18 protein-coding genes are annotated in these 23223 nt (G+C 70.6%); 9 read left to right on the top strand and 9 right to left on the bottom strand.

Going from position 1 to position 23223, the window contains the following annotated elements:
- Nucleotides 1-388 precede the first annotated feature (388 nt).
- The gene (locus ACFPQ9_RS11065) at nucleotides 389-1063 is read right to left on the bottom strand and encodes a Crp/Fnr family transcriptional regulator (protein WP_030943409.1); all 675 of its coding nucleotides are present in this window, start codon (nucleotides 1061-1063) and stop codon (nucleotides 389-391) included.
- Nucleotides 1064-1336: 273 nt separating this feature from the next.
- On the opposite strand from ACFPQ9_RS11065, the gene nth reads away from it, so the two are divergent.
- From nth to ACFPQ9_RS11050, 3 genes are all read left to right on the top strand, one after another.
- On the top strand, nucleotides 1337-2500 hold the full coding sequence (gene nth, locus ACFPQ9_RS11060) for an endonuclease III (RefSeq protein ID WP_380850546.1): 1164 nt from the start codon (nucleotides 1337-1339) through the stop codon (nucleotides 2498-2500).
- 133 nt (nucleotides 2501-2633) lie between these two features.
- Complete coding sequence (locus tag ACFPQ9_RS11055) at nucleotides 2634-3329, top strand: NUDIX hydrolase (RefSeq protein WP_380850543.1); 696 nt, start codon at nucleotides 2634-2636, stop codon at nucleotides 3327-3329.
- 120 nt (nucleotides 3330-3449) lie between these two features.
- A complete protein-coding gene (locus ACFPQ9_RS11050) occupies nucleotides 3450-4649 on the top strand; it encodes a MarP family serine protease (protein WP_380850540.1) in 1200 nt (399 codons plus the stop codon).
- A gap of 69 nt (nucleotides 4650-4718) precedes the next feature.
- Here ACFPQ9_RS11050 and ACFPQ9_RS11045 read toward each other — a convergent pair whose 3' ends face one another.
- The 6 genes from ACFPQ9_RS11045 to ACFPQ9_RS11020 all read right to left on the bottom strand — a co-directional run bounded on the left by ACFPQ9_RS11045 (nucleotide 4719) and on the right by ACFPQ9_RS11020 (nucleotide 13465).
- Nucleotides 4719-4901: a hypothetical protein gene (locus tag ACFPQ9_RS11045; protein ID WP_380850537.1), complete on the bottom strand. Its 183-nt coding sequence runs from the start codon at nucleotides 4899-4901 to the stop codon at nucleotides 4719-4721.
- Between the two features lie 262 nt (nucleotides 4902-5163).
- Nucleotides 5164-6102: an alpha/beta fold hydrolase gene (locus ACFPQ9_RS11040; protein WP_380850534.1), complete on the bottom strand. Its 939-nt coding sequence runs from the start codon at nucleotides 6100-6102 to the stop codon at nucleotides 5164-5166.
- Nucleotides 6099-6596 (bottom strand): phage holin family protein, encoded by a 498-nt coding sequence (locus tag ACFPQ9_RS11035; RefSeq protein ID WP_380850531.1) that lies wholly within the window; start codon nucleotides 6594-6596, stop codon nucleotides 6099-6101. The genes ACFPQ9_RS11040 and ACFPQ9_RS11035 overlap by 4 nt, the downstream gene beginning before the upstream one ends.
- Before the next feature lie 78 nt (nucleotides 6597-6674).
- Nucleotides 6675-8114, bottom strand: coding sequence for a Na+/H+ antiporter NhaA (gene nhaA / locus ACFPQ9_RS11030; RefSeq protein WP_380850528.1), 1440 nt, complete (start codon nucleotides 8112-8114; stop codon nucleotides 6675-6677).
- Between the two features lie 222 nt (nucleotides 8115-8336).
- Nucleotides 8337-10295: an acetate--CoA ligase gene (gene acs / locus ACFPQ9_RS11025; RefSeq protein WP_380850525.1), complete on the bottom strand. Its 1959-nt coding sequence runs from the start codon at nucleotides 10293-10295 to the stop codon at nucleotides 8337-8339.
- A gap of 389 nt (nucleotides 10296-10684) precedes the next feature.
- The gene (locus ACFPQ9_RS11020) at nucleotides 10685-13465 is read right to left on the bottom strand and encodes a SulP family inorganic anion transporter (protein ID WP_380850522.1); all 2781 of its coding nucleotides are present in this window, start codon (nucleotides 13463-13465) and stop codon (nucleotides 10685-10687) included.
- A 298-nt stretch (nucleotides 13466-13763) separates the two neighbouring features.
- Between ACFPQ9_RS11020 and ACFPQ9_RS11015 the strand changes: the two genes are divergently transcribed.
- Entirely contained in the window at nucleotides 13764-15071 is a 1308-nt protein-coding gene (locus ACFPQ9_RS11015) for a polysaccharide deacetylase family protein (protein WP_380850519.1), read from the top strand.
- Here ACFPQ9_RS11015 and ACFPQ9_RS11010 read toward each other — a convergent pair.
- The gene (locus ACFPQ9_RS11010) at nucleotides 15061-16071 is read right to left on the bottom strand and encodes an ATP-binding protein (RefSeq protein WP_380850516.1); all 1011 of its coding nucleotides are present in this window, start codon (nucleotides 16069-16071) and stop codon (nucleotides 15061-15063) included. The two genes, ACFPQ9_RS11015 and ACFPQ9_RS11010, sit on opposite strands and share 11 nt — an antisense overlap.
- Before the next feature lie 145 nt (nucleotides 16072-16216).
- On the opposite strand from ACFPQ9_RS11010, the gene ACFPQ9_RS11005 reads away from it, so the two are divergent.
- The gene (locus ACFPQ9_RS11005; RefSeq protein WP_380850513.1) at nucleotides 16217-17041 is read left to right on the top strand and encodes a Fic family protein; all 825 of its coding nucleotides are present in this window, start codon (nucleotides 16217-16219) and stop codon (nucleotides 17039-17041) included.
- A gap of 510 nt (nucleotides 17042-17551) precedes the next feature.
- On the opposite strand, the gene ACFPQ9_RS11000 is transcribed toward ACFPQ9_RS11005, so the two are convergent.
- Complete coding sequence (locus ACFPQ9_RS11000) at nucleotides 17552-18385, bottom strand: HAD family hydrolase (protein ID WP_380850510.1); 834 nt, start codon at nucleotides 18383-18385, stop codon at nucleotides 17552-17554.
- Between the two features lie 558 nt (nucleotides 18386-18943).
- Here ACFPQ9_RS11000 and ssd point away from each other — a divergent pair.
- The 4 genes from ssd (at nucleotide 18944) to ACFPQ9_RS10980 (ending at nucleotide 23147) form a co-directional block, all read left to right on the top strand.
- On the top strand, nucleotides 18944-20071 hold the full coding sequence (gene ssd / locus ACFPQ9_RS10995) for a septum site-determining protein Ssd (protein ID WP_380850507.1): 1128 nt from the start codon (nucleotides 18944-18946) through the stop codon (nucleotides 20069-20071).
- Between the two features lie 71 nt (nucleotides 20072-20142).
- A complete protein-coding gene (locus ACFPQ9_RS10990; protein WP_380851026.1) occupies nucleotides 20143-21342 on the top strand; it encodes a TadA family conjugal transfer-associated ATPase in 1200 nt (399 codons plus the stop codon).
- A complete protein-coding gene (locus ACFPQ9_RS10985) occupies nucleotides 21329-22195 on the top strand; it encodes a type II secretion system F family protein (protein WP_380851023.1) in 867 nt (288 codons plus the stop codon). The genes ACFPQ9_RS10990 and ACFPQ9_RS10985 overlap by 14 nt, the downstream gene beginning before the upstream one ends.
- A gap of 160 nt (nucleotides 22196-22355) precedes the next feature.
- The gene (locus ACFPQ9_RS10980) at nucleotides 22356-23147 is read left to right on the top strand and encodes a type II secretion system F family protein (RefSeq protein ID WP_380850504.1); all 792 of its coding nucleotides are present in this window, start codon (nucleotides 22356-22358) and stop codon (nucleotides 23145-23147) included.
- Nucleotides 23148-23223: the final 76 nt, after the last annotated feature.

The raw sequence follows: 23223 nt of genomic DNA, 5'->3' as shown, positions 1-23223 counted from the left end.
CGTGCCGGGGGGTGTCCGTCCTCGGTCCGGCGGTTGCTGTGGCTCGGGCGGTGCTGTTTTTTGACGCCGGCCGCTGCGGGCGGACACCCCCCGGCACGGCCCCTTGCCGCCGTGGGCGGGTGCCGGCGCGTGGGGCCGCGCCTGAGGGGCCGCGGCTCTCCCTCCCGGCCCGCGACGACTCAGCCTGTCCGGCGTTTGAGGACGAGGCCGTTCAGGCCGATGCGGGGGTCTGGGGGCGGCAGCCCCCAGGGGCGGCCGGGGTCGAAGGGGCAGCGCCCCTGGAGGATGGGACGGGTAGGGGCGGCGGGGGCGAGGAAACCGCGGCTTGGGCGCAACAGGGTCCCGCCTCGGAATGAGACGGGACCCCGGTGTCGTACGGCTGGAAGGGCTAGCGCGACCGCTTTGCCAGGCGCTCTACGTCCAAGAGGATCACCGCGCGGGCCTCCAGGCGGAGCCAACCGCGCTGGGCGAAGTCGGCCAGGGCCTTGTTGACCGTCTCGCGGGACGCGCCGACCAGCTGGGCCAGCTCCTCCTGCGTGAGGTCGTGGACGACGTGGATGCCCTCCTCGGACTGCACGCCGAAGCGGCGGGAGAGGTCGAGCAGCGCGCGGGCCACACGGCCGGGGACGTCCGAGAAGACCAGGTCGGACATCGCGTCGTTGGTGCGCCGCAGGCGGCGGGCGACTGCGCGCAGCAGCGCGGTGGCCACCTCGGGGCGGACGTTCAGCCAGGGCTGGAGGTCGCCGTGACCCAGGCCCAGCAGCTTGACCTCGGTCAGCGCGGTGGCGGTCGCCGTGCGCGGGCCCGGGTCGAAGAGCGACAGCTCGCCGATGAGCTCTCCGGGGCCGACGACGGCGAGCATGTTCTCGCGACCGTCGGGGGAGGTGCGGTGGAGCTTGACCTTGCCCTCGGTGACGACGTAGAGCCGGTCACCCGGGTCGCCCTCGTGGAACAGGGAGTCGCCACGCGCGAGCGTCACCTCACTCATGGAGGCGCGCAGTTCCGCGGACTGCTCGTCATCGAGCGCCGCGAAGAGCGGGTTGCGCCGCAGAACGTCGTCCACGAGTTCTCTCCTTGTCGACCTGCTCAGGGGATCACTCCCCTGTGTACCAGGGGACCCTGCTCCCCATTTTGCCGGACGGTCCAAACAGTGTGATCTGTCACAAGGATGCCGCACAGGTGTCCCGAGGTAAGCGGCAGGGGTCCAATTGGGGGCCGATCTTCGGGGTCCGAGGCGGATGTCAGTGCCGGGCTTTAGGCTGGCCGAGTGTCCAAATCGCCGGTGAGAGCACAGGCCAAGGGGGCTGGGCGGGTGGTTGTACGTCGCGATTCCGCTGTGGGCGAACAGGACCCCGGTGGCGGAAGGAAAACGACAGAAGCGGCGAAAAAGGCGCCGGGTGGGGGCGGGGGTGGTGGCCGGAAAGCAGCGGCTGCCGAGAAGACCGTCGCCAAGACGACCGTCGCCAAGAAGGCTGTCGCGAAGAAGGCTGTCGCGAAGAAGGGCGCTTCCAAGAAGGCCGTCGCCTCGAAGGGGGCCGGCGTCACGAAGAAGGCCGCCTCCGGGGACGCGTCGGCTGCCAAGAAGGTGGCTGCCAAGAAAGCCGCTGCCAAGAGCGCGATCACCAAGAAGGTGATCAAGAAGAAGCCCGCTGTCGTTCCCGAGAAGGCCACCGCAGCCGTAAAGGGCGCCTCTCCCGTGAAGACCGTCTCCGCCAAGCCTCCCGCGGCCGAGTCCCGTACCGCCCTCGTCCGCCGTGCCCGTCGTATCAACCGCGAGCTCGCCGAGGTCTTCCCGTACGCCCACCCGGAGCTGGACTTCGACAACCCCTTCCAGCTCGTCGTCGCCACGGTGCTGTCCGCCCAGACCACCGACCTGCGCGTCAACCAGACGACCCCCGCGCTGTTCGCCAAGTACCCCACCCCCGAGGATCTGGCCGCCGCCAATCCCGAGGAGGTCGAGGAGATCCTCCGGCCGACCGGGTTCTTCCGGGCCAAGACCAAGTCGGTCATGGGGCTGTCGAAGGCGCTGGTGGAGAACTATGGCGGTGAGGTCCCGGGTCGGCTCGAAGAGCTCGTCAAGCTGCCCGGTGTCGGCCGCAAGACCGCCTTCGTCGTGCTCGGCAACGCCTTCGGGCGGCCCGGGATCACCGTCGACACCCACTTCCAGCGGCTGGTGCGGCGCTGGCAGTGGACCGAGCAGACGGACCCGGACAAGATCGAGGCCGAGATCGGGGCCCTGTTTCCCAAGAGTGACTGGACGGATCTGTCGCACCATGTCATCTGGCACGGGCGCCGGATCTGTCACGCCCGCAAGCCCGCCTGCGGCGCCTGCCCCATCGCCCCGCTCTGCCCGGCGTACGGCGAGGGCGAGACCGATCCGGAGAAGGCGAAGAAACTCCTGAAGTACGAGAAGGGCGGCTTCCCGGGGCAGCGGCTCAACCCGCCGCAGTCCTATCTGGACGCGGGCGGCAAGCCGGCCCCGCCGCTGGGGGCCGGATGACGGGGCGGGCGGTGAGAGGTCCCGCGGTCGTGAGGGCTCGGTTCCCGTGGATGCGGGTAGGCGGTCGTGGTGTCGCCTCGGAACGATCCAAGGGCCCCGGGGCGTTGGACTCGGCAGGACGAGGGGGGTGGCGATGACGCGGGCGAGCGAGACGCAGGACGGGCCGGTGGTGGTCAGCAAGGACGGGCTGCCGCAGTGGCTGGATCCGGTGGTGCGGGTGGTGGAGACCGTGGAGCCGCTGCAGCTGAGCCGGTTTCTGCCGCCGGCGAGCGGTGCGGGGCGGCAGTCCGCCGTGCTGATTCTGTTCGGTGAGGGCGAGCGGGGGCCCGAGCTGCTGCTCATGGAGCGGGCGAGTTCGCTGCGCTCCCATGCCGGACAGCCCTCCTTCCCCGGTGGTGCCCTCGACCCCGAGGACGGCGACCCGCAGGCCGACGGGCCGCTGCGGGCCGCTCTCCGTGAGGCCGAGGAGGAGACCGGGCTCGATCCGAGCGGAGTCCAGGTCTTCGGCGTCCTGCCGAAGCTGTACATCCCGGTCAGCGGTTTCGTCGTCACGCCCGTGCTGGGCTGGTGGCGCGAGCCGAGCCCGGTCGACGTCGTCGATCCGAACGAGACGGCCCGCGTCTTCACCGTCCCCGTGGCGGATCTCACGAATCCGGACAACCGCGCCACCACCGTTCACCCCAGCGGCCACCGAGGTCCGGCATTTCTGGTCGAATCGGCACTGGTGTGGGGCTTCACGGCCGGGATCATCGACCGTCTGCTCCATTTTTCGGGCTGGGAGCTTCCCTGGGACCGGGGGAAGCAGGTCCCGCTCGACTGGCGGTCATGACAGGGTGTCTGCCGTGCTGTGTCTTCCCGGGGGCCGTCGTGTCCGAAAGTCGCCGTCCGGCGGGCCGGGCCCGTGGCCGACCTGTGGTGAGCGAAGAGTGACGAGGCGAGGCTCGAACCGGTGAACGTGCTGGACATCCTGTTGCTGGTCGCCGCCGTGTGGTTCGCGATCGTGGGCTATCGCCAGGGCTTCGTCGTCGGCATCCTGTCGGTGATCGGCTTCCTCGGCGGCGGTCTCGTGGCCGTCTACCTCCTCCCGGTCATCTGGGACGCGCTGACCGACAACGCCGAGGTGAGCACCACCGCCGCCGTCGTCGCGGTCGTCGTCGTCATTGTCTGTGCCTCCGTCGGACAGGCCCTGACCACCCATCTCGGCAGCAAGCTGCGCCGGTACATCACCTGGTCCCCGGCCCGCGCCCTGGACGCCACCGGCGGCGCCCTCGTCAACGTCGTCGCGATGCTCCTGGTGGCCTGGCTGATCGGCTCCGCCCTCGCTGGGACCACGCTGCCGACGCTCGGCAAGGAGGTCCGTAGCTCCAAGGTGCTTCTCGGCGTCTCGCGGGCGCTGCCCGACCAGGCCGACACCTGGTTCGCGGACTTCTCCACCGTCCTTGCGCAGAACGGCTTTCCGCAGGTCTTCAGCCCGTTCTCGAACGAGCCGATCAACGAGGTCCAGCCGCCCGACCCGGCGCTGGCCAACAGCCCGGTGGCCACCCGCGCGCAGCGATCCATCGTCAAGGTCATGGGCACGGCGACGAGTTGCGGCAAGGTGCTCGAGGGCACCGGCTTCGTCTTCTCCGACCGCCGTGTCATGACCAACGCGCATGTGGTCGGCGGCGTCGACGAACCCACCGTCCAGATAGGCGGCGAGGGCAAGCGGTACGACGCGACGGTCGTCCTCTACGACTGGGAGCGCGACATCGCCGTACTGGACGTACCGGACCTGGACGCGCCCGCCCTGAAGTTCACGGCCACCGACGCAGAGAGCGGCGACAGCGCGATCATCGCGGGCTTCCCGGAGAACGGCGCGTACGACGTGCGGGCCGCGCGTGTACGCGGGCGCCTGCCGGCCAACGGCCCGGACATCTACCACCGCGGCACCGTGCGCCGTGACGTCTACTCCCTGTACGCGACCGTCCGTCAGGGCAACTCCGGCGGCCCGCTGCTCACGCCCGAGGGCAAGGTCTACGGCGTGGTGTTCGCCAAGTCCCTCGACGACGCCGAGACCGGCTACGCGCTGACCGCGGACGAGATCCAGGAGGACATCGTCAAGGGCCGTACCGCCAACCAGCAGGTGGACAGCGACAGCTGCGCGCTGTGAGCCCGTGAGGCCGGGGCAGGCACGAGTGCCTGCCCCGGACGGTGGAATCGGTTGAGGAGTGGCGGCCGGTCAGCCGCGCGGGTGGCGCAGGCGCACCGAGACCCAGCGGGCCCGGCGGCGCAGAATGCGCGGAATGCCCACCCTGAGGTCCGCGCCCGGCATCTGCGGGGCGTTGCCCCGCTGGTGGGGGCTCAGCCCACTGGCCGAGCGGCGATTGCGTGCTGCGTCACTGTAGTCGTGCGTCCAGCCCATACCCCGACGTCTGCCCCTGCCCCAAGGTCGATAACCGCCCCCAGGGCCCCCAATTGGCCTATGCGCCAGGCAATTGGCCGTTCGTAGGACAGGTGTTCAGTTCCGGATACCGGGCGCATCGGCCCGGTCACCGATCGGGTTCGGGATCCTTCAGCCAGTTGATGAGTTCCGTGGAGAAAGCGACCGGGTCTTCCTCGTGTGGACTGTGCCTACCCGGGGGGCGACCCCCGGACCCCCAGCAGGGTCCGGCGCATCGGCCCGGTCACCGATCGGGTTCGGGATCCTTCAGCCAGTTGATGAGTTCCGTGGAGAAAGCGACCGGGTCTTCCTCGTGTGGGAAGTGGCCGAGGCCGTCGAACAGGCGCCAGCGGTACGGCGCTTCGACGTACTCGCCCGAACCGGCCGCGCTGCGGGTGCGCATGACGGGGTCGAGGGAGCCGTGCAGGTGGAGCGTCGGTACGCGCACCGGCCGCTTCATACGGCGGTTGAACTGGATGCCGTCGGGGCGGGCCAGCGAGCGCACCATCCAGCGGTACGGCTCGATCGAGCAGTGCGCGGTCGACGGGATGCAGATCGCGCGGCGGTACGTCTCCACCGCGTCGTCGTCCGGCAGACGCGGTCCCGACCAGTCGCGGACCAGTCGGCCGACCAGTGCCCCGTCGTCGGCCGTCAACTGCCGTTCGGGGATCCAGGGTCGCTGGAACCCCCAGATGTAGGAACCCGCACTCGTCTGCTTGACGTCCGAGAGCATCGCCGAGCGCCAGCGCCGGGGGTGCGGCATCGACGCGACCGCGAGCCGGCGGACCAGCTTGGGGCGCATCACGGCCGCCGTCCACGCCAGGTATCCGCCCAGGTCGTGGCCGACCAGCGCGGCGTCCGGCTCGCCGAGCGAGCGGACCACGCCGGTGATGTCGAGGGCCAGGTTGGCCGGGTCGTAGCCGCGCGGCGTACGGTCGCTGCCGCCGACGCCTCTGAGGTCCATCGCCACCGCCCGGAAGCCCGCGTCGGCGAGCGCGACGAGCTGGTGCCGCCAGGTCCACCAGAACTGCGGGAAGCCGTGCAGCAGCAGCACCAGCGGGCCGTCGCCCAGCTCGGCGATGTGGAAGCGCGCGCCGTTCGCCGCGACGTCCCTGTGCGTCACCTCTCTCCCGCCGGGGACGTCCAGCCGTGCGACCGAGAAGGGGCTGTCGGGATCCGTCATGACGACGAGCGTGCCACAGCCTCGATGGCCGCCGGCGCCCGGTCCTCCAGCTCCGGTTGCGGGGCGGGACGCGGGTGCGGCTTGGCCTTCTGCAGGACGCCCGCCGTCTCCTTCATCGAGGCGGCGACCTTCTGCGGGCCCTTGCTCTTCTTGGCCTTCTTCGCGAAGAGGACGCCGATCAGCGCGAGGACGCCGGCGACGATGCAGTTCGCCAGGAAGGACAACAGGAAGCAGAGCGCGAGGTTCCAGTCACTCCACGTCTGAATGCCGTACGCGAGCGCGAAGTTCAGCATCGGCAGCGAGAACAGCAGCACCCCGCCGGCCACCGTGAGCAGGCCGCCGCTCGTCGCGCCGCGCTTGACGTCCTGCTTGAGCTGCGCTTTCGCCAGTGCGATCTCGTCATGCACCAGCGCCGACATCTCGGTCGTCGCCGAGGCGAACAGCTGGCCGATGCTGCGTTCGGCGCCGACCGGGCTGCCGTCGGGTGCGCTCATCGCGGTCTCCCTCGTCGTGTACGGATCCGTCTTCCGTATAAGTGCGTACGGTTCCGTCTTTTGTACCGTCCCGTCAGATCATGCCCGACGGTGGTCCTCCTCGCCTGCCCTGCCCGCCACTTCGGCAAGCGCGTGGCGTGCGGCGAGTTTCTCCTCGGCGAGGCGACGGTGCTCGGCGGCCTTGCGCTCATGGATGGCGGCCATGCGCAGGTGGTACTCCGGCTCGTCCTGCTCGTAGATGTCCGGAATGCCGCTGGCGTCCTCGTCGCGCTCCTCGGCCTCGACCATCCCGCGGTACTTGGCGTTGCGTATCTTCAGCAGCACCGTCGCCAGTATCGCCGCGGTGAGAGACCCGAGCAGTACGGCCGCCTTGACCTCGTCGGTCAGCGTGGCGTCGCCGGCGAAGGCGAGCTCGCCGATGAGCAGCGAGACGGTGAAGCCGATGCCGGCCAGGGTCGCGACGGCGAACACGTCGGCCCACTCCAGGTCGTCGCTGAGCGAGGCCCTGGTGAAACGTGCCGTCAGCCAGGTGCCGCCGAAGATCCCGATTGTCTTGCCGACCACGAGGCCGAGGACCACGCCGAGCGTCTCCGGCTGGGAGATCACATCGCCGAGCGCGCCGCCGGAGACCACCACACCGGCGCTGAACAGTGCGAACAGGGGCACGGCGAGGCCGGCCGACAAGGGGCGCACGAGGTGCTCGATGTGCTCGCCGGGGGAATGCTGCTCGTCCTCGCGCCGGGTACAGCGCAACATCAGGCCCATCGCGACGCCCGCGATGGTGGCGTGGACGCCGCTGTTGTACATCAGCCCCCAGATCACGAGGGCGAGCGGGACGTACACGTACCACCCGCGTACGCCCTTCCTCAGCAGCAGCCAGAAGACTCCGAGGCCTACGACCGCCCCGCCGAGCGCGGCGAAATTGAGCTGGTCGGTGAAGAAGATCGCGATGATCAGGATCGCGAACAGGTCGTCGACGACGGCGAGCGTGAGCAGGAAGGCGCGCAGGGCGCTCGGCAGGGAGGTGCCGATGACCGCGAGCACGGCGAGAGCGAAGGCGATGTCCGTGGCGGTCGGAACCGCCCAGCCGGCCGACGAGCCGTGCCCGGTGACGCTGGTCAGCATGTAGACGAGCGCGGGCACCGCCATGCCGCACAGCGCGGCGACGACCGGCAGCGCGGCCGCCTTGGGGTCCTTGAGGTCGCCGGCGACGAGCTCGCGTTTGAGCTCGATCCCGGCGACGAAGAAGAAGATCGCGAGCAGTCCGTCGGCGGCCCAGTGCTCGACGGACAGATTCAGCCCGAGTGCCTCGGGGCCGAGGTGATAGTGACCGACGCTCTCGTAGCTGTCGCGCAGTGCGGGTACGTTCGCCCAGATCAGCGCCATGACCGCGGCGAGCAGCAGCAGGACGCCGCCGACGGTCTCGGTGCGCAGCGCGTCCGCGACGAAGGTCCGCTCGGGGAGCGAGAGCCGTCCGAAGACCTTGCGGGCGGGAGCGGGGGTGCGGGGCGCGGTCACGGGGGAGACCTCCGGTCGGTGGGCAGGACGGAGCACTTGCCGACCAGACTTCCCGGCGCACCTATGAGCGATGTTGCTTTGTTTAGTTTACCTAAGGGTACGCCGGATCGCATCCGTCGGATTCCACCGTACGTACGCGAAGGGCACCCGGCGCGGTCGCCGGGTGCCCTTCGGAGTGGCCGGGTGCCCCTCGGACACGTGCCCTTTGGCTACGTGCCCTGCTCAGTCCTCGCTCGGCGCCGCCGGCAGCTTCGCCTGGATGAGGTCCATGACGGTCGAGTCGGTCAGCGTCGTCACATCACCGAGCTGGCGGTTCTCGGCGACGTCCCGCAGGAGCCGGCGCATGATCTTGCCGGAGCGGGTCTTCGGCAGCTCGGCCACCGGCAGGATCCGCTTCGGCTTGGCGATCGGGCCGAGGGTGGCGCCGACGTGGTTGCGCAGGTCGGCGATGAGGCTCTCGTCCTCGGCGTCGGCCGTACCGCGCAGGATCACGAAGGCGACGATCGCCTGCCCGGTCGTCTCGTCGGTGGCGCCGACCACGGCCGCCTCTGCGACGGACGGGTGCGAGACCAGGGCGGACTCGACCTCGGTGGTGGAGATGTTGTGGCCCGACACGAGCATGACGTCGTCCACCCGGCCCAGCAGCCAGATGTCCCCGTCGTCGTCCTTCTTCGCCCCGTCACCGGCGAAGTACTTGCCCTCGAACCGGGACCAGTACGTGTCCAGGAAGCGCTGGTCGTCGCCCCAGATGGTGCGCAGCATCGACGGCCACGGCTCGGTCAGCACCAGGTAGCCGCCACCGCCGTCGGGCACCTCGTTCGCCTCGTCGTCGACGACGGTCGCGGAGATGCCGGGCAGCGGGGTCTGCGCGGAACCGGGCTTGGTCTCGGTCACGCCGGGCAGCGGCGAGATCATCATCGCGCCGGTCTCGGTCTGCCACCAGGTGTCGACGACGGGCGTCTTGTCGGCGCCGATGTGCTTGCGGTACCAGATCCACGCCTCGGGGTTGATCGGCTCACCCACCGAGCCCAGGACGCGCAGGGAGGAGAGGTCGAACTTCGCGGGGATGTCGTCGCCCCACTTCATGAACGTACGGATGGCGGTCGGCGCCGTGTACAGGATCGTCACCCCGTACTTCTGCACGATCTCCCAGAAGCGACCCTGGTGCGGGGTGTCCGGCGTGCCCTCGTACATCACCTGCGTCGCGCCGTTCGCCAGCGGCCCGTACACGATGTACGAGTGGCCGGTGACCCAGCCGACGTCGGCCGTGCACCAGTACACGTCCGTGGCCGGCTTGAGGTCGAACACGGCGTGGTGGGTGTACGCGGTCTGGGTGAGGTAGCCGCCGGAGGTGTGCAGGATGCCCTTGGGCTTACCCGTCGTACCGGACGTGTACAGGATGAACAGCGGGTGCTCGGCGCCGAAGGCCTCGGGGGTGTGCTCGGCGGACTGCCGCTCGACGATCTCGTGCCACCACACGTCACGGCTGTCGTCCCAGGCGACGTCCTGACCGGTGCGGCGTACGACGAGCACGTGCTCGACGTTGTCGACCTTGCCGATCGCCTCGTCCACGGCCGGCTTGAGCGCGGACGGCTTGCCACGCCGGTAGCCGCCGTCGGAGGTGATGACGACCTTGGCGTCCGCGTCCTGGATACGGGTGGCCAGCGCGTCCGCGGAGAAGCCGCCGAAGACGACCGAGTGCGCGGCGCCGATACGCGCGCAGGCCAGCATCGCGACCGCGGTCTCCGGGATCATCGGCATGTAGACCGCGACCCGGTCGCCCTTCTGGACGCCCAGTTCCAGCAGCGCGTTGGCGGCCTTGGAAACCTCGTCCTTGAGCTCGGCGTAGGTGATGGCGCGGCTGTCGCCGGGCTCGCCCTCGAAGTGGATGGCGACGCGGTCGCCGTGCCCGGCCTCCACATGCCGGTCCACGCAGTTGTACGCGACGTTGAGCTCGCCGTCCTTGAACCACTTCGCGAACGGAGGGTTCGACCAGTCCAGCGTCTCCGTCGGCTCCTTGGCCCAGGTCAGCCGACGGGCCTGCTCGGCCCAGAAGCCGAGCCTGTCAGCCTTGGCCTGTTCATACGCCTCCGCCGTGACGTTGGCGTTCGCGGCCAGGTCGGCGGAGGGTGCGAACCTGCGCTCTTCCTTCAGCAGGTTGGCCAGGCTTTCGTTGCTCACGACATCTCCCTTTCCCAGGGTGTCCGTTGTGTCCCAGGCCACAGCTCATCAGACCCGGGGGTCCGATGACAAGGGTCGACGGAAAATTGGTTTAGACCTGTCAGCAGGGTGGGGTCCGAGCTGCTCTCCCTGCCGGGGTCATCCGTTTCCACGGACGCCGGACGAGGGCGGTTCAGGTCTGTAACCCCTCTCACATCCAGGGTGGGTGCGGTCGCAACGCGGGTCCGCGGACCAGCGGGTCCCCGGCCGCGGGTCCCCGGACCAGTGGATCAGTGGGGGTGCCGCGCCAGTGGATCAGCGGACAGCATGGGGCGCGGCCCTACGCCGGAGCAAACTGCCCCGGAGCAACCTGAGCCGGCACCCCATGCGTCGCGCGCACCTTTCTGTCGTCAGGCCGACAGATCCGCCACACCCACGTGGTCGAACACCCTGTCCTCGTGTCCCTCCGTGAGCAGGTACGCCTGCGCCTCGCCCACATGGAAGTACATCCCGTGCAACTCCAGCGCGCCCGCGCGCAACGCCCGGGCCACCGACTCGTGGGCGCGCAGATGCTCCAACTGCTGCACCACATTGGTCAGGCACAGTTGCTCGACCGCGTCGGCCGGTGCCCGCCCGGCGAGCCTGGCCCAGGGCCGGCCCTCGTCGGACAGCCGCTCCAGGCTCGGCCGCCCATGCCGCAGCCACCGCCTGAGCGGGGTCTGCGCGGCGCCCCTCTCGGAGGTGAGCAGTGCCTGCATGGCCCCGCACCCGGAGTGCCCGCACACCGTGATCGACCGCACCTGGAGCACGTCCACCGCGTACTCGATCGCCGCCGCCACCGAGTCGTCCCCGCTCTCCCGGCCGGGCAGCGGAACGAGGTTGCCCACGTTGCGCACCACGAACAGGTCGCCGGGACCACTGGAGGTGATCATCGACGTGACCAGCCGTGAGTCCGCGCAGGTGAGGAACAGCTGGGAGGGCTGCTGCCCCTCACGCGCCAGCCGCGCCAGCTCGCCCCGCACCAAGGGCGCGGTGTTGCGCTGGAACGCGCTGATGCCGCGGGCCAGTTGCCGGGCGCTGGGGCGACTGCCGTCGGTGCTGGTGCCAGTGCTTGTGCCTGGTCCGTGGCCAGTGCCTGTGTCTGTGCCAGTTCCTGTCCTTGCGCCGGTGCTTTCGCTTACGTCGGCGGTGTTGTCCTGAAGGTGGTCGGGGTGGTCTGTGTGGTCGGGGTGGGCGAGGGCGTCTGTGCCGCCGCTGGTGGGGCGGGGCCCGTCGGAGTGGCCGGGCCGGGTGTCCTGGTCGAGCCTGCCGGTGCCGCCGTGGCCTTCGGTGCAAGTGGTCTGGACGGTGCCATTGGTCCGGTCGGTGCTACTGGTCCGGACAGTGCCACTGGTCCGGACGTTGCCGGTGCCGTCCGGGGCGTCGGAGGGCGGCGTCGGTCCGTCGGTGTCGTGGGCCCCAGCAGGCCGGGCCTCCCCGGCCGGCCGGGCCTCTCGGGACGGTCCGTCATGGAGCAGGGCGGCGTCTGGGATTTCGCACTGGTGGTTGCGCCAGGGCGTCCAGGGGTGGCAGCGGCAGTCGGCCGTCCCGTCCGCGGCAACCCCGGTGAGTGCCTGGAGGCCGGCCGGTCCCGTCGGCTCACCGATTCGAACACCGGACCTGCGGCCGACCAGCTCGACGCTGCCGCCGTGCACGGTGTGCGTGTTCTGCCAGTCCTGGAGCGACTCGTACGCCGCGTGGTCCATGAACGACCCGTCCAGTTCCACGACGGCGTCCGCGCCTTGGGGTACGAGATGCAGGGCCCGGCTCAGGCGCGGCACCGCGAGGAACGTCAACTGCCCTCGTACATGTACGTGATGGACTCCTTCCGTCTCGTCGTGTGTGATCCGGGTGCGGGTGAGGCGGTGCAGGGCGACGCCGACGGCCATGGCGATACCCACGGCCACGCCCTCCAGGACGCCGAAGAACACCACGCCGAGGGTGGTGACGGCGTACACCAGCACCTCTCGGTGGCGGGTCACCGTGCGGATGTGGTGCAGGGACACCATCTGGATGCCGACGGCCATCACCAGGGCGGCGAGCGAGGCGAGTGGGATGAGCTCCAGGATCGGGACCATCAGCAGCGCGGCGACCACTACGAGAACGCCGTGCAACATCGTGGAGTTCCGGCTCACGGCACCGGCTTGCACATTCGCGGAACTGCGCACGGCCACGCCCGCGATGGGCAGTCCGCCGAGTGCGCCGGAGACGACGTTGGCGGCGCCCTGGCCGAGCAGTTCGCGGTCCAGGTCGGAGCGCCCGACCTGGGCGGACAGCTCGGGTCGGCTGGCGACCAGCTTGTCCACGGCGACCGCGCCGAGCAGCGACTGCACACTGCAGACCAGCGTGATGGTGAGCACGGCGGCGGCGAGTCCGAGCACCGGGCCGTCGGGCAGTGTGGCCAGTGCGTGGCTGCTCCAGGACGGCAGGTCGACCTTGGGCAGGCTCAGGCCCACCAGCGAAGCGGTCGTGGTCGCGACGGCGACGGCGACGAGCGGGGTCGGCACCTTGCGCAGCAGCTTTCCGGGCCGGCCGGGAAGTCTGGGCCAAAGGACCAGCAGGGCGAGGGTCAGCACGCTCACCGACAGGGCGGCGGGGTGTACTCGGGCCAACTGGGCGGGCAGCTCTCGCAGGTTGTCGAGGACGGAGCTGTGCGGGGTGCCGCCGAGGACGATGTGCAGCTGGGCCACGGCGATGGTGACGCCGATGCCGGCGAGCATGCCGTGCACGATCGCGGGGCTGACGGCGAGTGCGTTGCGCGCCACCCGCAGGAGGCCGAGGCCGAGTTGGGCGAGGCCGGCGAGGACGGTGATGGCACAGGTCGTACGCCATCCGTACCGCTGGATGAGCTCGGCGGTGACGACCGTGAGTCCTGCGGCGGGGCCGCTGACCTGGAGCGGGGCGCCGCCGAGCCGTCCGGCGACGATGCCTCCGACGGCGGCGGCGACGAGGCCGGCCTGTAGAGGTGCGTCGGTGGCGAGGGCGATGCCGAGGGACAGGGGGAGCGCGATCAGGAAGACCGCGATGGAGGCCGATACGTCGGCGCCGGCGATGCGTGGGCGGCGGGGCCGGGTCGGGGGTGGGCTGTGTGGTTCGTGGCTGTGCTCTTCTCGACGTGGCTCGTCGGCGCGGGTCGGAACGCAGGCTGACATGTTTTCCCGTCTCCTCCGGGCAGCGCGGTCGCGGATCTGGCGGTCCCCCCGCTCTGGGCGGGGGGCGGGTCGCGGCCGTGTGATCACGGCGTACAGCGGCGGGATGCATCAACTGTCGGTAAACGGATCGTAATGCAGAGTAAAGGGCCGGAATAGTTTTTCCGAGCAAATGGACTAATAAATCCCTCTGAAGAGTGAAGTGGCTAATTAGTCGGCTTGTCGTATTAATTCCTTCTCGGTCCCATGCGACCTTGGCGGCGCTGTCGCCCTCCGAGAGAAGGAAGTAGGTGGACCGAACATGGCCGCCACTCGCAGGTTCGCCGCCCCCCGAAAACAAGCCGCGACACACCGAATTGCCGCGAGTACCGCTGTCGCCGCGGTCTGCGCCGTATCGCTCGCCGGATGCGCGAGCCGGGACGCCAACGGGCAGTCGGCGCCCGGACCCCAGAAGGCGAAGCCCGCGGCGCCCGTGCCGCAGCACGCGATCCGGCTGATCGGCGACGGGTCCACCGCGTACACCGGCGCACAGCCGCATCTGCCCAGGCCCGAGCGGCTCAAGCCAGGTCAGAAGCCCCCGCAGTTCGTGGTGTTCTCCTGGGACGGCGCCGGCGAGGACGGCCAGAAGCTGTTCTCCCACTTCCGCAAGGTCGCCAGGGCGAACAACGCGACGATGACGTACTTCCTCAGCGGCGTGTACATGCTGCCGGACCACAAGCGCGACCTGTACCGGCCCCCGCAGCACTCCCCGGGCCGCTCCGACATCGGCTTCAACGACGTGGACGGAATCCGCGACACCGTGAAGCAGCTGCGCCTCGCGTGGCTGGAGGGCAATGAGATCGGCACGCACTTCAACGGCCACTTCTGCGGCGGCGGCGGTGGGGTCGGCGAGTGGTCGGTGGAGGAGTGGAAGGACGAGATCAATCAGGCGAAACGATTCGTCAAGTCCTGGAAGACCACCACCGGCATGCGCAAGGCTTCCCCCCTGCCCTTCGACTACGACAAGGAGCTCATCGGCGCCCGCACTCCCTGTCTGGAAGGCCGCGAGAACTTCGTCAAGGCGGCCCGTGAGATGGGCTTCCGCTATGACTCCAGCGGTGTCAACAGCCAGCTCTGGCCCGCGAAGAGGGAGGGCCTGTGGGATCTGTCGATGCAGCTCGTGCCCTTCCCGGGGCACTCCTACGAGCAGCTCACCATGGACTACAACTTCATGGTCAACCAGTCGGGCACCGAGAGCCAGGGTGACCCCGGCAAGCACGAGTTCTGGGGCGACCAGATGCGGGACGGCCTGCTCATGGGCTTCCGCCGCGCCTACGAGGGCAACCGTGCGCCCCTGATCATCGGCAACCACTTCGAGTCCTGGAACGGCGGCACCTACATGCGCGCCGTCGAGGAGGTCGTGGAGGCCGTCTGCAACAAGCCCGACGTGCGCTGTGTGTCCTTCCGACAGCTCGCCGACTGGCTCGACGCCCAGGACCCGGCGACCTTGCGGAAACTGCGCACCCTGGAAGTGGGCCAGGCTCCGAAGGAGGGCTGGGCGTCCTTCCTCTCGGGACACCCCGCACCCGCTCCGAAGGGGGTGCCCGGGGCTCCCCCGCTCAAGCAGTAGGCGTCAGAGGGGTGTTGCCACCGGGCAGGGCGCTCACGCCCTCGCCGAGCACGAACCCGGGGTCGATCTGCGCCGCGAGGTCGGCCCCGGTGCGCTCGTTCCCCCAGGACCGGGCGTTCTTGAGGTGGAACTGCACCATCTGGAGTGTGTAGCGCTCCCAGTCCCGCAACTCGTACGTCGCGTCGACGGCCGTGCGCAGCCGGCGCAGGGCGAGGTGGTTCTCGTCCTCCAGGAGATCGAACCGGGGCGGACGGCCCTTCTCCATGGAGCGCACCCAGTCCGAGTGCCCGACGGTCACCAGCAGGTCGTCCCCGACCTCGGCGCGGAGGAAGTCGAGGTCGTCCTGCCCTTGCACCTTGTTGCCGACGACCTTCAGGACGACTCCGAAGTCGCGGGCGTACTCCCGGTACTGGCGATAGACGGAGACCCCCTTCCGGGTCGGCTCGGCGACGAGGAACGTGATGTCGAAACGGGTGAACATGCCGGAGGCGAAGGAGTCCGAGCCCGCCGTCATGTCGACCACGACGTACTCGCCGGGGCCGTCCACCAGGTGGTTGAGGAACAGCTCCACCGCTCCCGTCTTGGAGTGGTAGCAGGCGACCCCGAGGTCGGATTCGGTGAAGGGGCCGGTGACCATCAAACGGACGGCGCCGCCGTCGAGTTCCACCGGCCGGACACAGGCGTCGTACACCGGGTTCGGCTCGCACACCCGCAGCAGCCGGGAACCCTCGCCGGGCGGCGTCGTCTTGATCATCGCCCTGGCGGAGGCGATCCGCGGGTTCGAGCCGCGCAGATAGTCCTTGATCAGCGACAGCCGCTCGCCCATCGCGGGCAGCGCGGCGGCCTGCGCCTCGTCCAGACCGAGCGCGGCACCGAGATGCTGGTTGATGTCGGCGTCGACGGCCACGACCGGTGCGCCGGCGGCCGCGAGGTGGCGGATGAACAGAGAGGACAGGGTCGTCTTGCCGCTGCCGCCCTTCCCGACGAAAGCAATTTTCATGTTCACCAACAGTAGTGATGTGATAGCTGTACGTGGCAGTCGAGTGGGGAAGGCCACTCGATCGAGGGGTGCGGGCGATCGACGGAGTGCGAACCCCGTTGGGGGGTGGCGGGCGCGTGAGAGGTGGGCGCGTAATGTCGTACTCATGAGTACGACAGGTGCGTCCGCCGATCCGCTCGCGGCCCTCGGTTCGCTGCCCGGGGTGCCCGAGTCCGTGGAGTCCGTACGCAAGGCGGTGGACCGGGTCTACGGGCACCGGATCATGCGACGCCGCAGCAACGAGATCACCTCTGAGGCGGCCCTGCGCGGCGCCCGCGGCTCGGCGGCCCTGTCGGGTGCCGACTGGGCGCTCGAAGAGGTGCGCCGGCGTACGGACTTCAGCGGTGACGACGAGGCGCGCGTCGTGGGCGCGGCCCTTCGGCTGACGGCCGAAGCGGGCCAACTGCTGTCCATCTGGCGGCAGTCCCCGCTGCGGGTGCTGGCCCGGCTGCACCTGGTGGCTGCGGCGAACAAGGAGGACGAGGTCGGGCGTCCCCGTCAGGCCGGCGAACCGGTCGACGAGCCCCTGATCGAGCTTCCGCTGCCGGACGCCGCGGAGGTGCACGGCCGTCTGGAGGGGCTCGCGGCGCTGATCATCGCGGGCGGTTCGGCGCCCGCCCTGGTGACGGCCGCCGTCGTGCACGGCGAGCTCCTCGCGCTGCGCCCGTTCACCTCTCACAACGGCCTGGTCGCCCGTACGGCGGAACGCATCGTTCTGGTCGGCAGCGGCCTCGATCCCAAGTCCGTCTGCCCGGCCGAGGTCGGCCACGCGGAACTCGGTCGCGCGGCCTATATGGCGGCGCTCGAAGGCTACGCGTCCGGCACTCCCGAGGGTATGGCCGCGTGGATCGCCCACTGCGGCAAGGCCATCGAGCTCGGGGCGCGCGAGTCGACGGCGGTGTGCGAGGCGCTCCAGCGCGGGGCGGCCTAGGTCCGGGCGGCCTAGAGGGCGGGTGCCCTGGGGCGGGGGGCGTAGAGCGGACTCGCGTACAAGCGGGGTGGCGTGGAGCCGGCGACTCGCGATGGCGGCGTGCACGCGCGCATGAGGCTTCGTCGAGTTCCGGGAATCCCGCGCGGGGGCCACAAGAGTTGCGGCGGTACGAGAATTCGTACCGCCGCTGGCATGTTCACCGGGTTACCAAGCGTCCTCGATATGTTGCCCATCAGGTCGGGAGCTTTGCCCGTCACCTGGTGCGGCTGGCCCGTAATCGACGGGTCGACGTCGCGTGGGTGCCCAATGTTCATGCTCGGTCCGTGGGGCCAAATGCGTATTTAAGGTGATCCTCTCGGATGTCCTTGGTCTCGCGGGCCGTTGACTCCTTTGTACTCCAGGTCACAACCAAGCGGAAGGCCTGTCCGCAGTTCTTTACTTTGCTCTCAAATCGCTTCAAACGGGCACTTGGTTTGTCGAGCGGGGTGTGCGCAAAGCGGAAGGCGCAGGTCAGGCAGTTGCCGTCCGGCGTCGGTTCGCGTACCAGACCAGGCCCGCCGTGGCCGCCGCGGCTCCTATGGCGGCTGCCGCGACCAGGGCCGGACGTGGCGGTACGGAGAAGGACGGGATCCGCTGCTTGAGCCGCACCGGGCGATGGAAATCGAGAATCGGCCACCCGCGCGCGAGTGCCTCGCGGCGCAGCGCGCGGTCCGGGTTCACGGCGTGCGGATGCCCCACCGCCTCCAGCATCGGCAGGTCGGTCGCCGAGTCGCTGTAGGCGTAGCAGCGGTCGAGGTCGTAGCCCTCGGACGTCGCGAGCTCCCTGATCGCCTCGGCCTTCGTCGGGCCGTACGCGTAGTACTCCACCTCCCCGGTGAAGCAGCCGTCGTCGCCCACGACCATGCGCGTGGCCACCACGCGGTCGGCGCCGAGCAGCTCGCCGATCGGCTCGACCACCTCGGCGCCCGACGTGGACACGATCACCACGTCGCGGCCGGCGGTGTGGTGCTCCTCGATGAGGGACGCGGCCTCGTCGTAGATGATCGGGTCGATCAGGTCGTGCAGCGTCTCGGCGACGATCTCCTTGACCTGCTGGACGTTCCAGCCGCGGACGAGCGCGGAGAGGTACTTCCGCGTGCGCTCCATCTGGTCATGGTCCATACCGCCCACTCGGAAGACGAACTGGGCATATGCGGTCCGCAAGGCGGCCCTGCGGTTGATCAGACCGCCTTGGTAGAACGACTTGCTGAAGGTGAGCGTGCTCGACTTCGCAATGACCGTCTTGTCCAGGTCAAAGAAGGCCGCTGTGCGGGGCAAGGAGTGGTTTTCCACGACCCTGAGCATAGGCGCAGCCCATTCGGCGTAAGGTGGGCGCGTGGGTTTGCCTGAGAGGGCTCTCGGGTACACCATGGAAGTCACGGATCGTTCGCGACCGTGCTAACCCGGTCCGACTCCTCCCCCCCCGAGTCGGCCGTGGAGACGACCCCCGCTCTCCCCCCCGGCGGGGGTCGTCGCATGTCCGGGTGGGTTTTCCTCTTCCGAGCACTGCCGCAGGGCTGTTGCGAGGCGGCTGCGGCCGCCTGTTCGGCATGCTCATGATTGGTGACCGTGTGTAGTCATCGTGCTGCTCTGCGGGAGTCGTACAGGGGTCGGTGCAAGGGTCACCGGTTTGGGTGACGGCGATATTCACAACTGCCGAGTTGTCCACAGTTATCGACCAAGATCCACACGATTTCCGGGTTCGCTGCACCGTGATTCCAGCGCGTCCGGCTCGGGCCGACTTGTTGGCCGGTTCTGGTTTGTCGGGTGTGTTTGGCCGGTTCGTATCGGCCGTTCATATGGAGGCCGCTTGCCGGTTCTTCACACGTTTGGGAATCGCGGGGCCGCAGGGCTGCGCGAGTGATGCAGCGAAGGGGGACGGAAACCGTGACCGCAGTCGTCACACACGATCCGCCGTCCGCCGCCTCCGGGCGGCCGGGCAGGCCGTTGATCGTCACGGAAGACGCCGAACTGCTGGAGGACCTGCTGCGCCTGTGCGCGGCGGCCGGTGCCACGCCCGAGGTCCACCACGGAGTGCCCGAGCCCAGAGGGAGTTGGGAAGCCGCGCCGCTCGTGCTGGTCGGAGACGACGCCGCACACCGCGTGCGCGGCGCCGGACGCAGGCGCGCAGTGGTGCTGGTGGGCAGGGACCAGGACGACGCCGGGGTGTGGCGCCGGGCCGTCGAGATCGGGGCGGACCACGTCCTGATGCTGCCCGACGGCGAGCAGTGGCTGGTCGACCGCATCGCCGACGTCGCGGAGGGTGTCGGCCGCCCCGCCCTCACCGTCGGCGTCATCGGCGGGCGAGGAGGCGCCGGAGCCTCCACGCTCGCGTGTGCCCTCGCCGTCACCGCCGCGCGTGAAGGACTGCGCACCCTGCTCGTGGACGCCGACCCGCTGGGCGGTGGACTCGATGTCCTCCTCGGCGGCGAGGCGGCAGAGGGGCTGCGCTGGCCCTCGTTCGCCGGCTCGCGCGGACGGCTCGGCAGCGGCGCGCTGGAGGAGTCCCTGCCGAAGCTGCACTCCCTGCGGGTTCTGAGCTGGGATCGCGGCGAATGCGTCGCCGTTCCGCCCCAGGCGATGCGGGCGGTGCTCGCGGCGGCACGGCGCCGGGGTGGCACGGTTGTCGTCGACCTGCCTCGCCGCATCGACGACGGGGTCGCCGAGGCCCTCGCCCAACTCGACGTCGGGATCCTCGTGGTCCCGGCCGAACTGCGCGCCGTCGCCGCCGCCCGGCAGGTGGCCGCCGCAGCCCGCCTCGTCCTACGGGACCTGCGGGTGGCGGTTCGCGGCCCCTACGCGCCCGGACTCGACGACCGCGAGGTGGCCCGGCTGCTGGATCTGCCGCTGGTGGGCGAGCTGCCGGTCGAGTCGGGACTGTTGCGGCCGCAGGAAAGCGAGGAACCGCCGGGGGCGTCCGGGCGGGGGCCACTGGCCCGGTTCTGCCGGGAGTTCTGGGAGCGCTCATTGCTCGAAGCGAGGGCGGCATGAGTAAGGCTTCGGGACTCGACCGGGTGAGCGTGGGCGAGGCCGGGCCGGTGCGGGCGGCGGCCAAGGGCGCAATGTCGGCGGACCTGCTGGACGGGGTGCGGCAGTGGCTGGCCGAGAGCGGGGCCGAGCCGACTCCCGCGCGCGTGGCGCAGGCGCTGCGGGAGCAGGGCAGGGTGCTGGGAGACGCCGAAGTCCTCGGGGCGGCCGAGCAGTTGCGGTCCGAACTGGTCGGGAGCGGCCCGCTCGAACCCCTGCTCACCGACCCCTCGGTGACGGACGTGCTGGTGTCGGCGCCGGACCGCGTGTGGGTGGACCGGGGCGGCGGCCTGGAGCTGACGCCCGTGTCCTTCCCGGACGCGGCTGCCGTACGACGTCTCGCGCAGCGCCTGGCCGCGGTGGCCGGGCGGCGACTGGACGACGCGCGGCCCTGGGTGGACGCCCGGCTGCCCGACGGGACCCGGCTGCACGCGGTGCTGCCGCCCGTCGCCGTCGGCTGCGCGTGCCTGTCGCTGCGCGTGGTGCGGCCACGGGCGTTCACGCTGGACGAACTGGTCGCTGCGGGCACCGTGCCGCCCGGCGGGGACCGGGTGCTGCGCGCACTGGTCGACGCACGGCTGTCGTTCCTCATCAGCGGCGGCACGGGCAGCGGCAAGACCACGCTGCTGAGCGCGTTGCTCGGACGGGTCGGGGTCGGTGAGCGGATCGTGCTCGCCGAGGACTCCGCGGAACTCGGACCGGACCATCCACATGTCGTACGGCTGGAAAGCAGGCCCGCCAACCAGGAGGGCGCCGGACTTGTGACCCTGGAGGACCTGGTGCGGCAGGCACTGCGGATGCGGCCGGACCGGCTGGTGGTGGGCGAGGTGCGCGGCCCCGAAGTCGTCCATCTGCTGGCCGCCTTGAACACGGGCCATGAAGGCGGCTGCGGCACTGTCCACGCCAACGCGGCGGCGGATGTGCCGGCCCGGCTGGAGGCGCTCGGCACGGCGGCCGGGCTCGACCGGGCCGCGCTGCACAGCCAGTTGGCGGCCGCCCTGTCGGTCGTACTCCACCTCGTACGTGATCGGACCGGCCGTCGGCGGATCGCCGAGGTGCATGTGCTGGAGCGGGACGCGTCGGGGTTGGTGCGGACGGTGCCGGCGCTGCGATGGGGCACGGAGGCGTTCGTGTACGAGCGGGGGTGGGAGCGGCTGCGGGGGTTGCTCCGGGGCGAGGGCGATGGAGGGCCGGGGGCCGGTGAGCGTGAGGGACGGGGTGATGGGGGTGGGTGAGATGTCGGCGGGCGCGGCCGTGCTGTGTCTCGGCGTGGCGGTCTGGTTGCTGGGCGGGCCGAACTCCGGGGCACGACGGGCGCAGTTGCTGCTGGCCGGTGGTGGAGCGGTGGGCGCCGGGCCACCTGACTGGCGGCGGTTGGCAGGGGAGCTGCGGCGGCTGCGGGGGCGGATCCGCGCCGAGTGGTGGGCGCCTGCCGTCGGACTGGTGCTGGCGCTGCTGGCGTCGTCGGTGCTGCCGGTCGTCGCGGGGGCGGCCGGGGTGCCGTTGCTACGGCGGGTGCGGCTGGCCCGGGAGGCGCGCGGGGCACGGGAGCGCCGGGTGGCCGCGGTGATCGCGCTGTGCGCGACGCTCGCCGGGGAGGTACGGGCCGGCCGGCAGCCGGGTGAGGCGCTGCTGCGGGCGGCGTGGGATTCCGGTGGGCTCGGTGAGACGCAGTCCGCGGTGCTGGCGGCGGCGAAGTTCGGCGGGGACGTTCCGGGTGCGCTCGCCTCCGCGGCACGGCAGCCGGGTGCCGAGGGCCTGTTGGGGCTTGCGGCGTGCTGGCGGGTGGCCGTGGACCAGGGCGCGGGGCTCGCGGCCGGGCTCGACCGGCTGGAAGCGGCACTGAGGGCCGAGCGGGACCAACGTGCCGACCTGCGCGCCCAGTTGGCGGGCGCCAGATCCACGGTGCTGATGCTCGCCGGATTGCCGGTCCTGGGGCTGCTGCTCGGCGCGGCCATGGGAGCCGACCCGCTGCATGTGCTGCTGCACACCGGGTCCGGGCTCGGGTGTCTCGTCGTCGGCGGAGTGCTGGAGGGGGTGGGGATGTGGTGGGCGACGCGGATCGTGCGGGGAGCGGAGGGGGCGTGAGGTGCCGAGTGGGAGGGCGAGTGCGGGGTCGACCGCGGGGGCGACTGCGAGACCGACTGCGAGGTCGGCTGGGAGGCCGAGTGCTGGGTCGGCCGCGGGACCGAGTGCCGGGTCGGCTGCGAGGCCGAATTGATGGTCCCTGTGAGCGGGAGGTGGCGAGGTGAACGCGGAAGTTGTCCACAGGCTGGGGACGGCGATGGGGGTGGTGCTGGTCGCAGGCTGGCTGCTCCGGTGGTCGGCGGAGGTCCGGCGCGAGCGGAAGGTGCGGCGACGGCTGGAGTCGTTGCTGACGCCGGCCGCCCCGACACCGACTCGTAGCCGGTACGACCTCCGGCGCGGCGCGCGGCAATGGCTGCCCCTGGCATCGGTCGTGGGCGCGTGTTGGGCCTTGGTCGGCGGGGCCGTCGGGCCGGCGGTGGGGCTGGTCGCCGCGGGCGGGATGTGGTTGTGGCGGCGTCGGCAGAGAGCCGTTGCCGGTGTCGTGGAGGAGATCGACGCCGGTGAGGTGGCACGTCGGCTTCCGCTTGCCGCCGATCTCCTCGCGGCCTGCATCTCGGCGGGCGCCGGTCCGGTGATCGCGGCTCAGGCCGTGGGCGAGGCATTGGGCGGTCCCGTCGGGGACGGGCTGTCACGAGGTGCCGCGGAAGTGCGGCTCGGCGGTGAACCGGGCGAGGCGTGGCAGCGGTTGGCCTCGATACCCGGGGCGGGGGCGCTGGCGCGGTTGCTGGAACGGGCCGATGTGACAGGACTTCCGGCGGCCGGACCGGCCGCGCGGCTGGCCGCAGAGGCCCGCGCCGAGTGGACGCGCAACGCGACGGAGCGGGCCAGGCGGGCGGCCGTCATGGTCAGTGCGCCGGTGGGGCTGTGCTTCCTGCCCGCGTTCATCGCGGTGGGGGTGGCGCCGGTGGTGATCGGGCTGGCGGGCGGGGTGTTGGGAGGGGGTGCCGGCTGACGGCGGGAGAGAGTGCGGCTACGGCCACGGCTACGGGCCGACGGCTGACGGGTTCTGTCGTGCTGACGGGCAACAG

Source organism: Streptomyces coerulescens, assembly GCF_042657965.1.
GTDB lineage: Bacteria > Actinomycetota > Actinomycetes > Streptomycetales > Streptomycetaceae > Streptomyces > Streptomyces coerulescens.
Note: the sequence above shows the minus strand (reverse complement) of the source record. Positions and strands in the feature narration are given on the sequence as shown.

What these genes read in the sequence shown, in the direction of transcription:
- ACFPQ9_RS11015 (WP_380850519.1), top strand. Translation starts at nt 13,764, where the DNA reads ATGGCCGCCACTCGCAGGTTCGCCGCCCCCCGAAAACAAGCCGCGACA.
- ssd (WP_380850507.1), top strand. Translation starts at nt 18,944, where the DNA reads ATGCAGCGAAGGGGGACGGAAACCGTGACCGCAGTCGTCACACACGAT.
- ACFPQ9_RS11010 (WP_380850516.1), bottom strand. Translation starts at nt 16,071, where the DNA reads ATGAAAATTGCTTTCGTCGGGAAGGGCGGCAGCGGCAAGACGACCCTG.
- ACFPQ9_RS11035 (WP_380850531.1), bottom strand. Translation starts at nt 6,596, where the DNA reads ATGAGCGCACCCGACGGCAGCCCGGTCGGCGCCGAACGCAGCATCGGC.
- ACFPQ9_RS11000 (WP_380850510.1), bottom strand. Translation starts at nt 18,385, where the DNA reads ATGCTCAGGGTCGTGGAAAACCACTCCTTGCCCCGCACAGCGGCCTTC.
- ACFPQ9_RS11045 (WP_380850537.1), bottom strand. Translation starts at nt 4,901, where the DNA reads ATGGGCTGGACGCACGACTACAGTGACGCAGCACGCAATCGCCGCTCG.
- ACFPQ9_RS11040 (WP_380850534.1), bottom strand. Translation starts at nt 6,102, where the DNA reads ATGACGGATCCCGACAGCCCCTTCTCGGTCGCACGGCTGGACGTCCCC.
- ACFPQ9_RS11055 (WP_380850543.1), top strand. Translation starts at nt 2,634, where the DNA reads ATGACGCGGGCGAGCGAGACGCAGGACGGGCCGGTGGTGGTCAGCAAG.
- ACFPQ9_RS10985 (WP_380851023.1), top strand. Translation starts at nt 21,329, where the DNA reads ATGGGGGTGGGTGAGATGTCGGCGGGCGCGGCCGTGCTGTGTCTCGGC.
- ACFPQ9_RS11020 (WP_380850522.1), bottom strand. Translation starts at nt 13,465, where the DNA reads ATGTCAGCCTGCGTTCCGACCCGCGCCGACGAGCCACGTCGAGAAGAG.
- ACFPQ9_RS10990 (WP_380851026.1), top strand. Translation starts at nt 20,143, where the DNA reads ATGTCGGCGGACCTGCTGGACGGGGTGCGGCAGTGGCTGGCCGAGAGC.
- ACFPQ9_RS11005 (WP_380850513.1), top strand. Translation starts at nt 16,217, where the DNA reads ATGAGTACGACAGGTGCGTCCGCCGATCCGCTCGCGGCCCTCGGTTCG.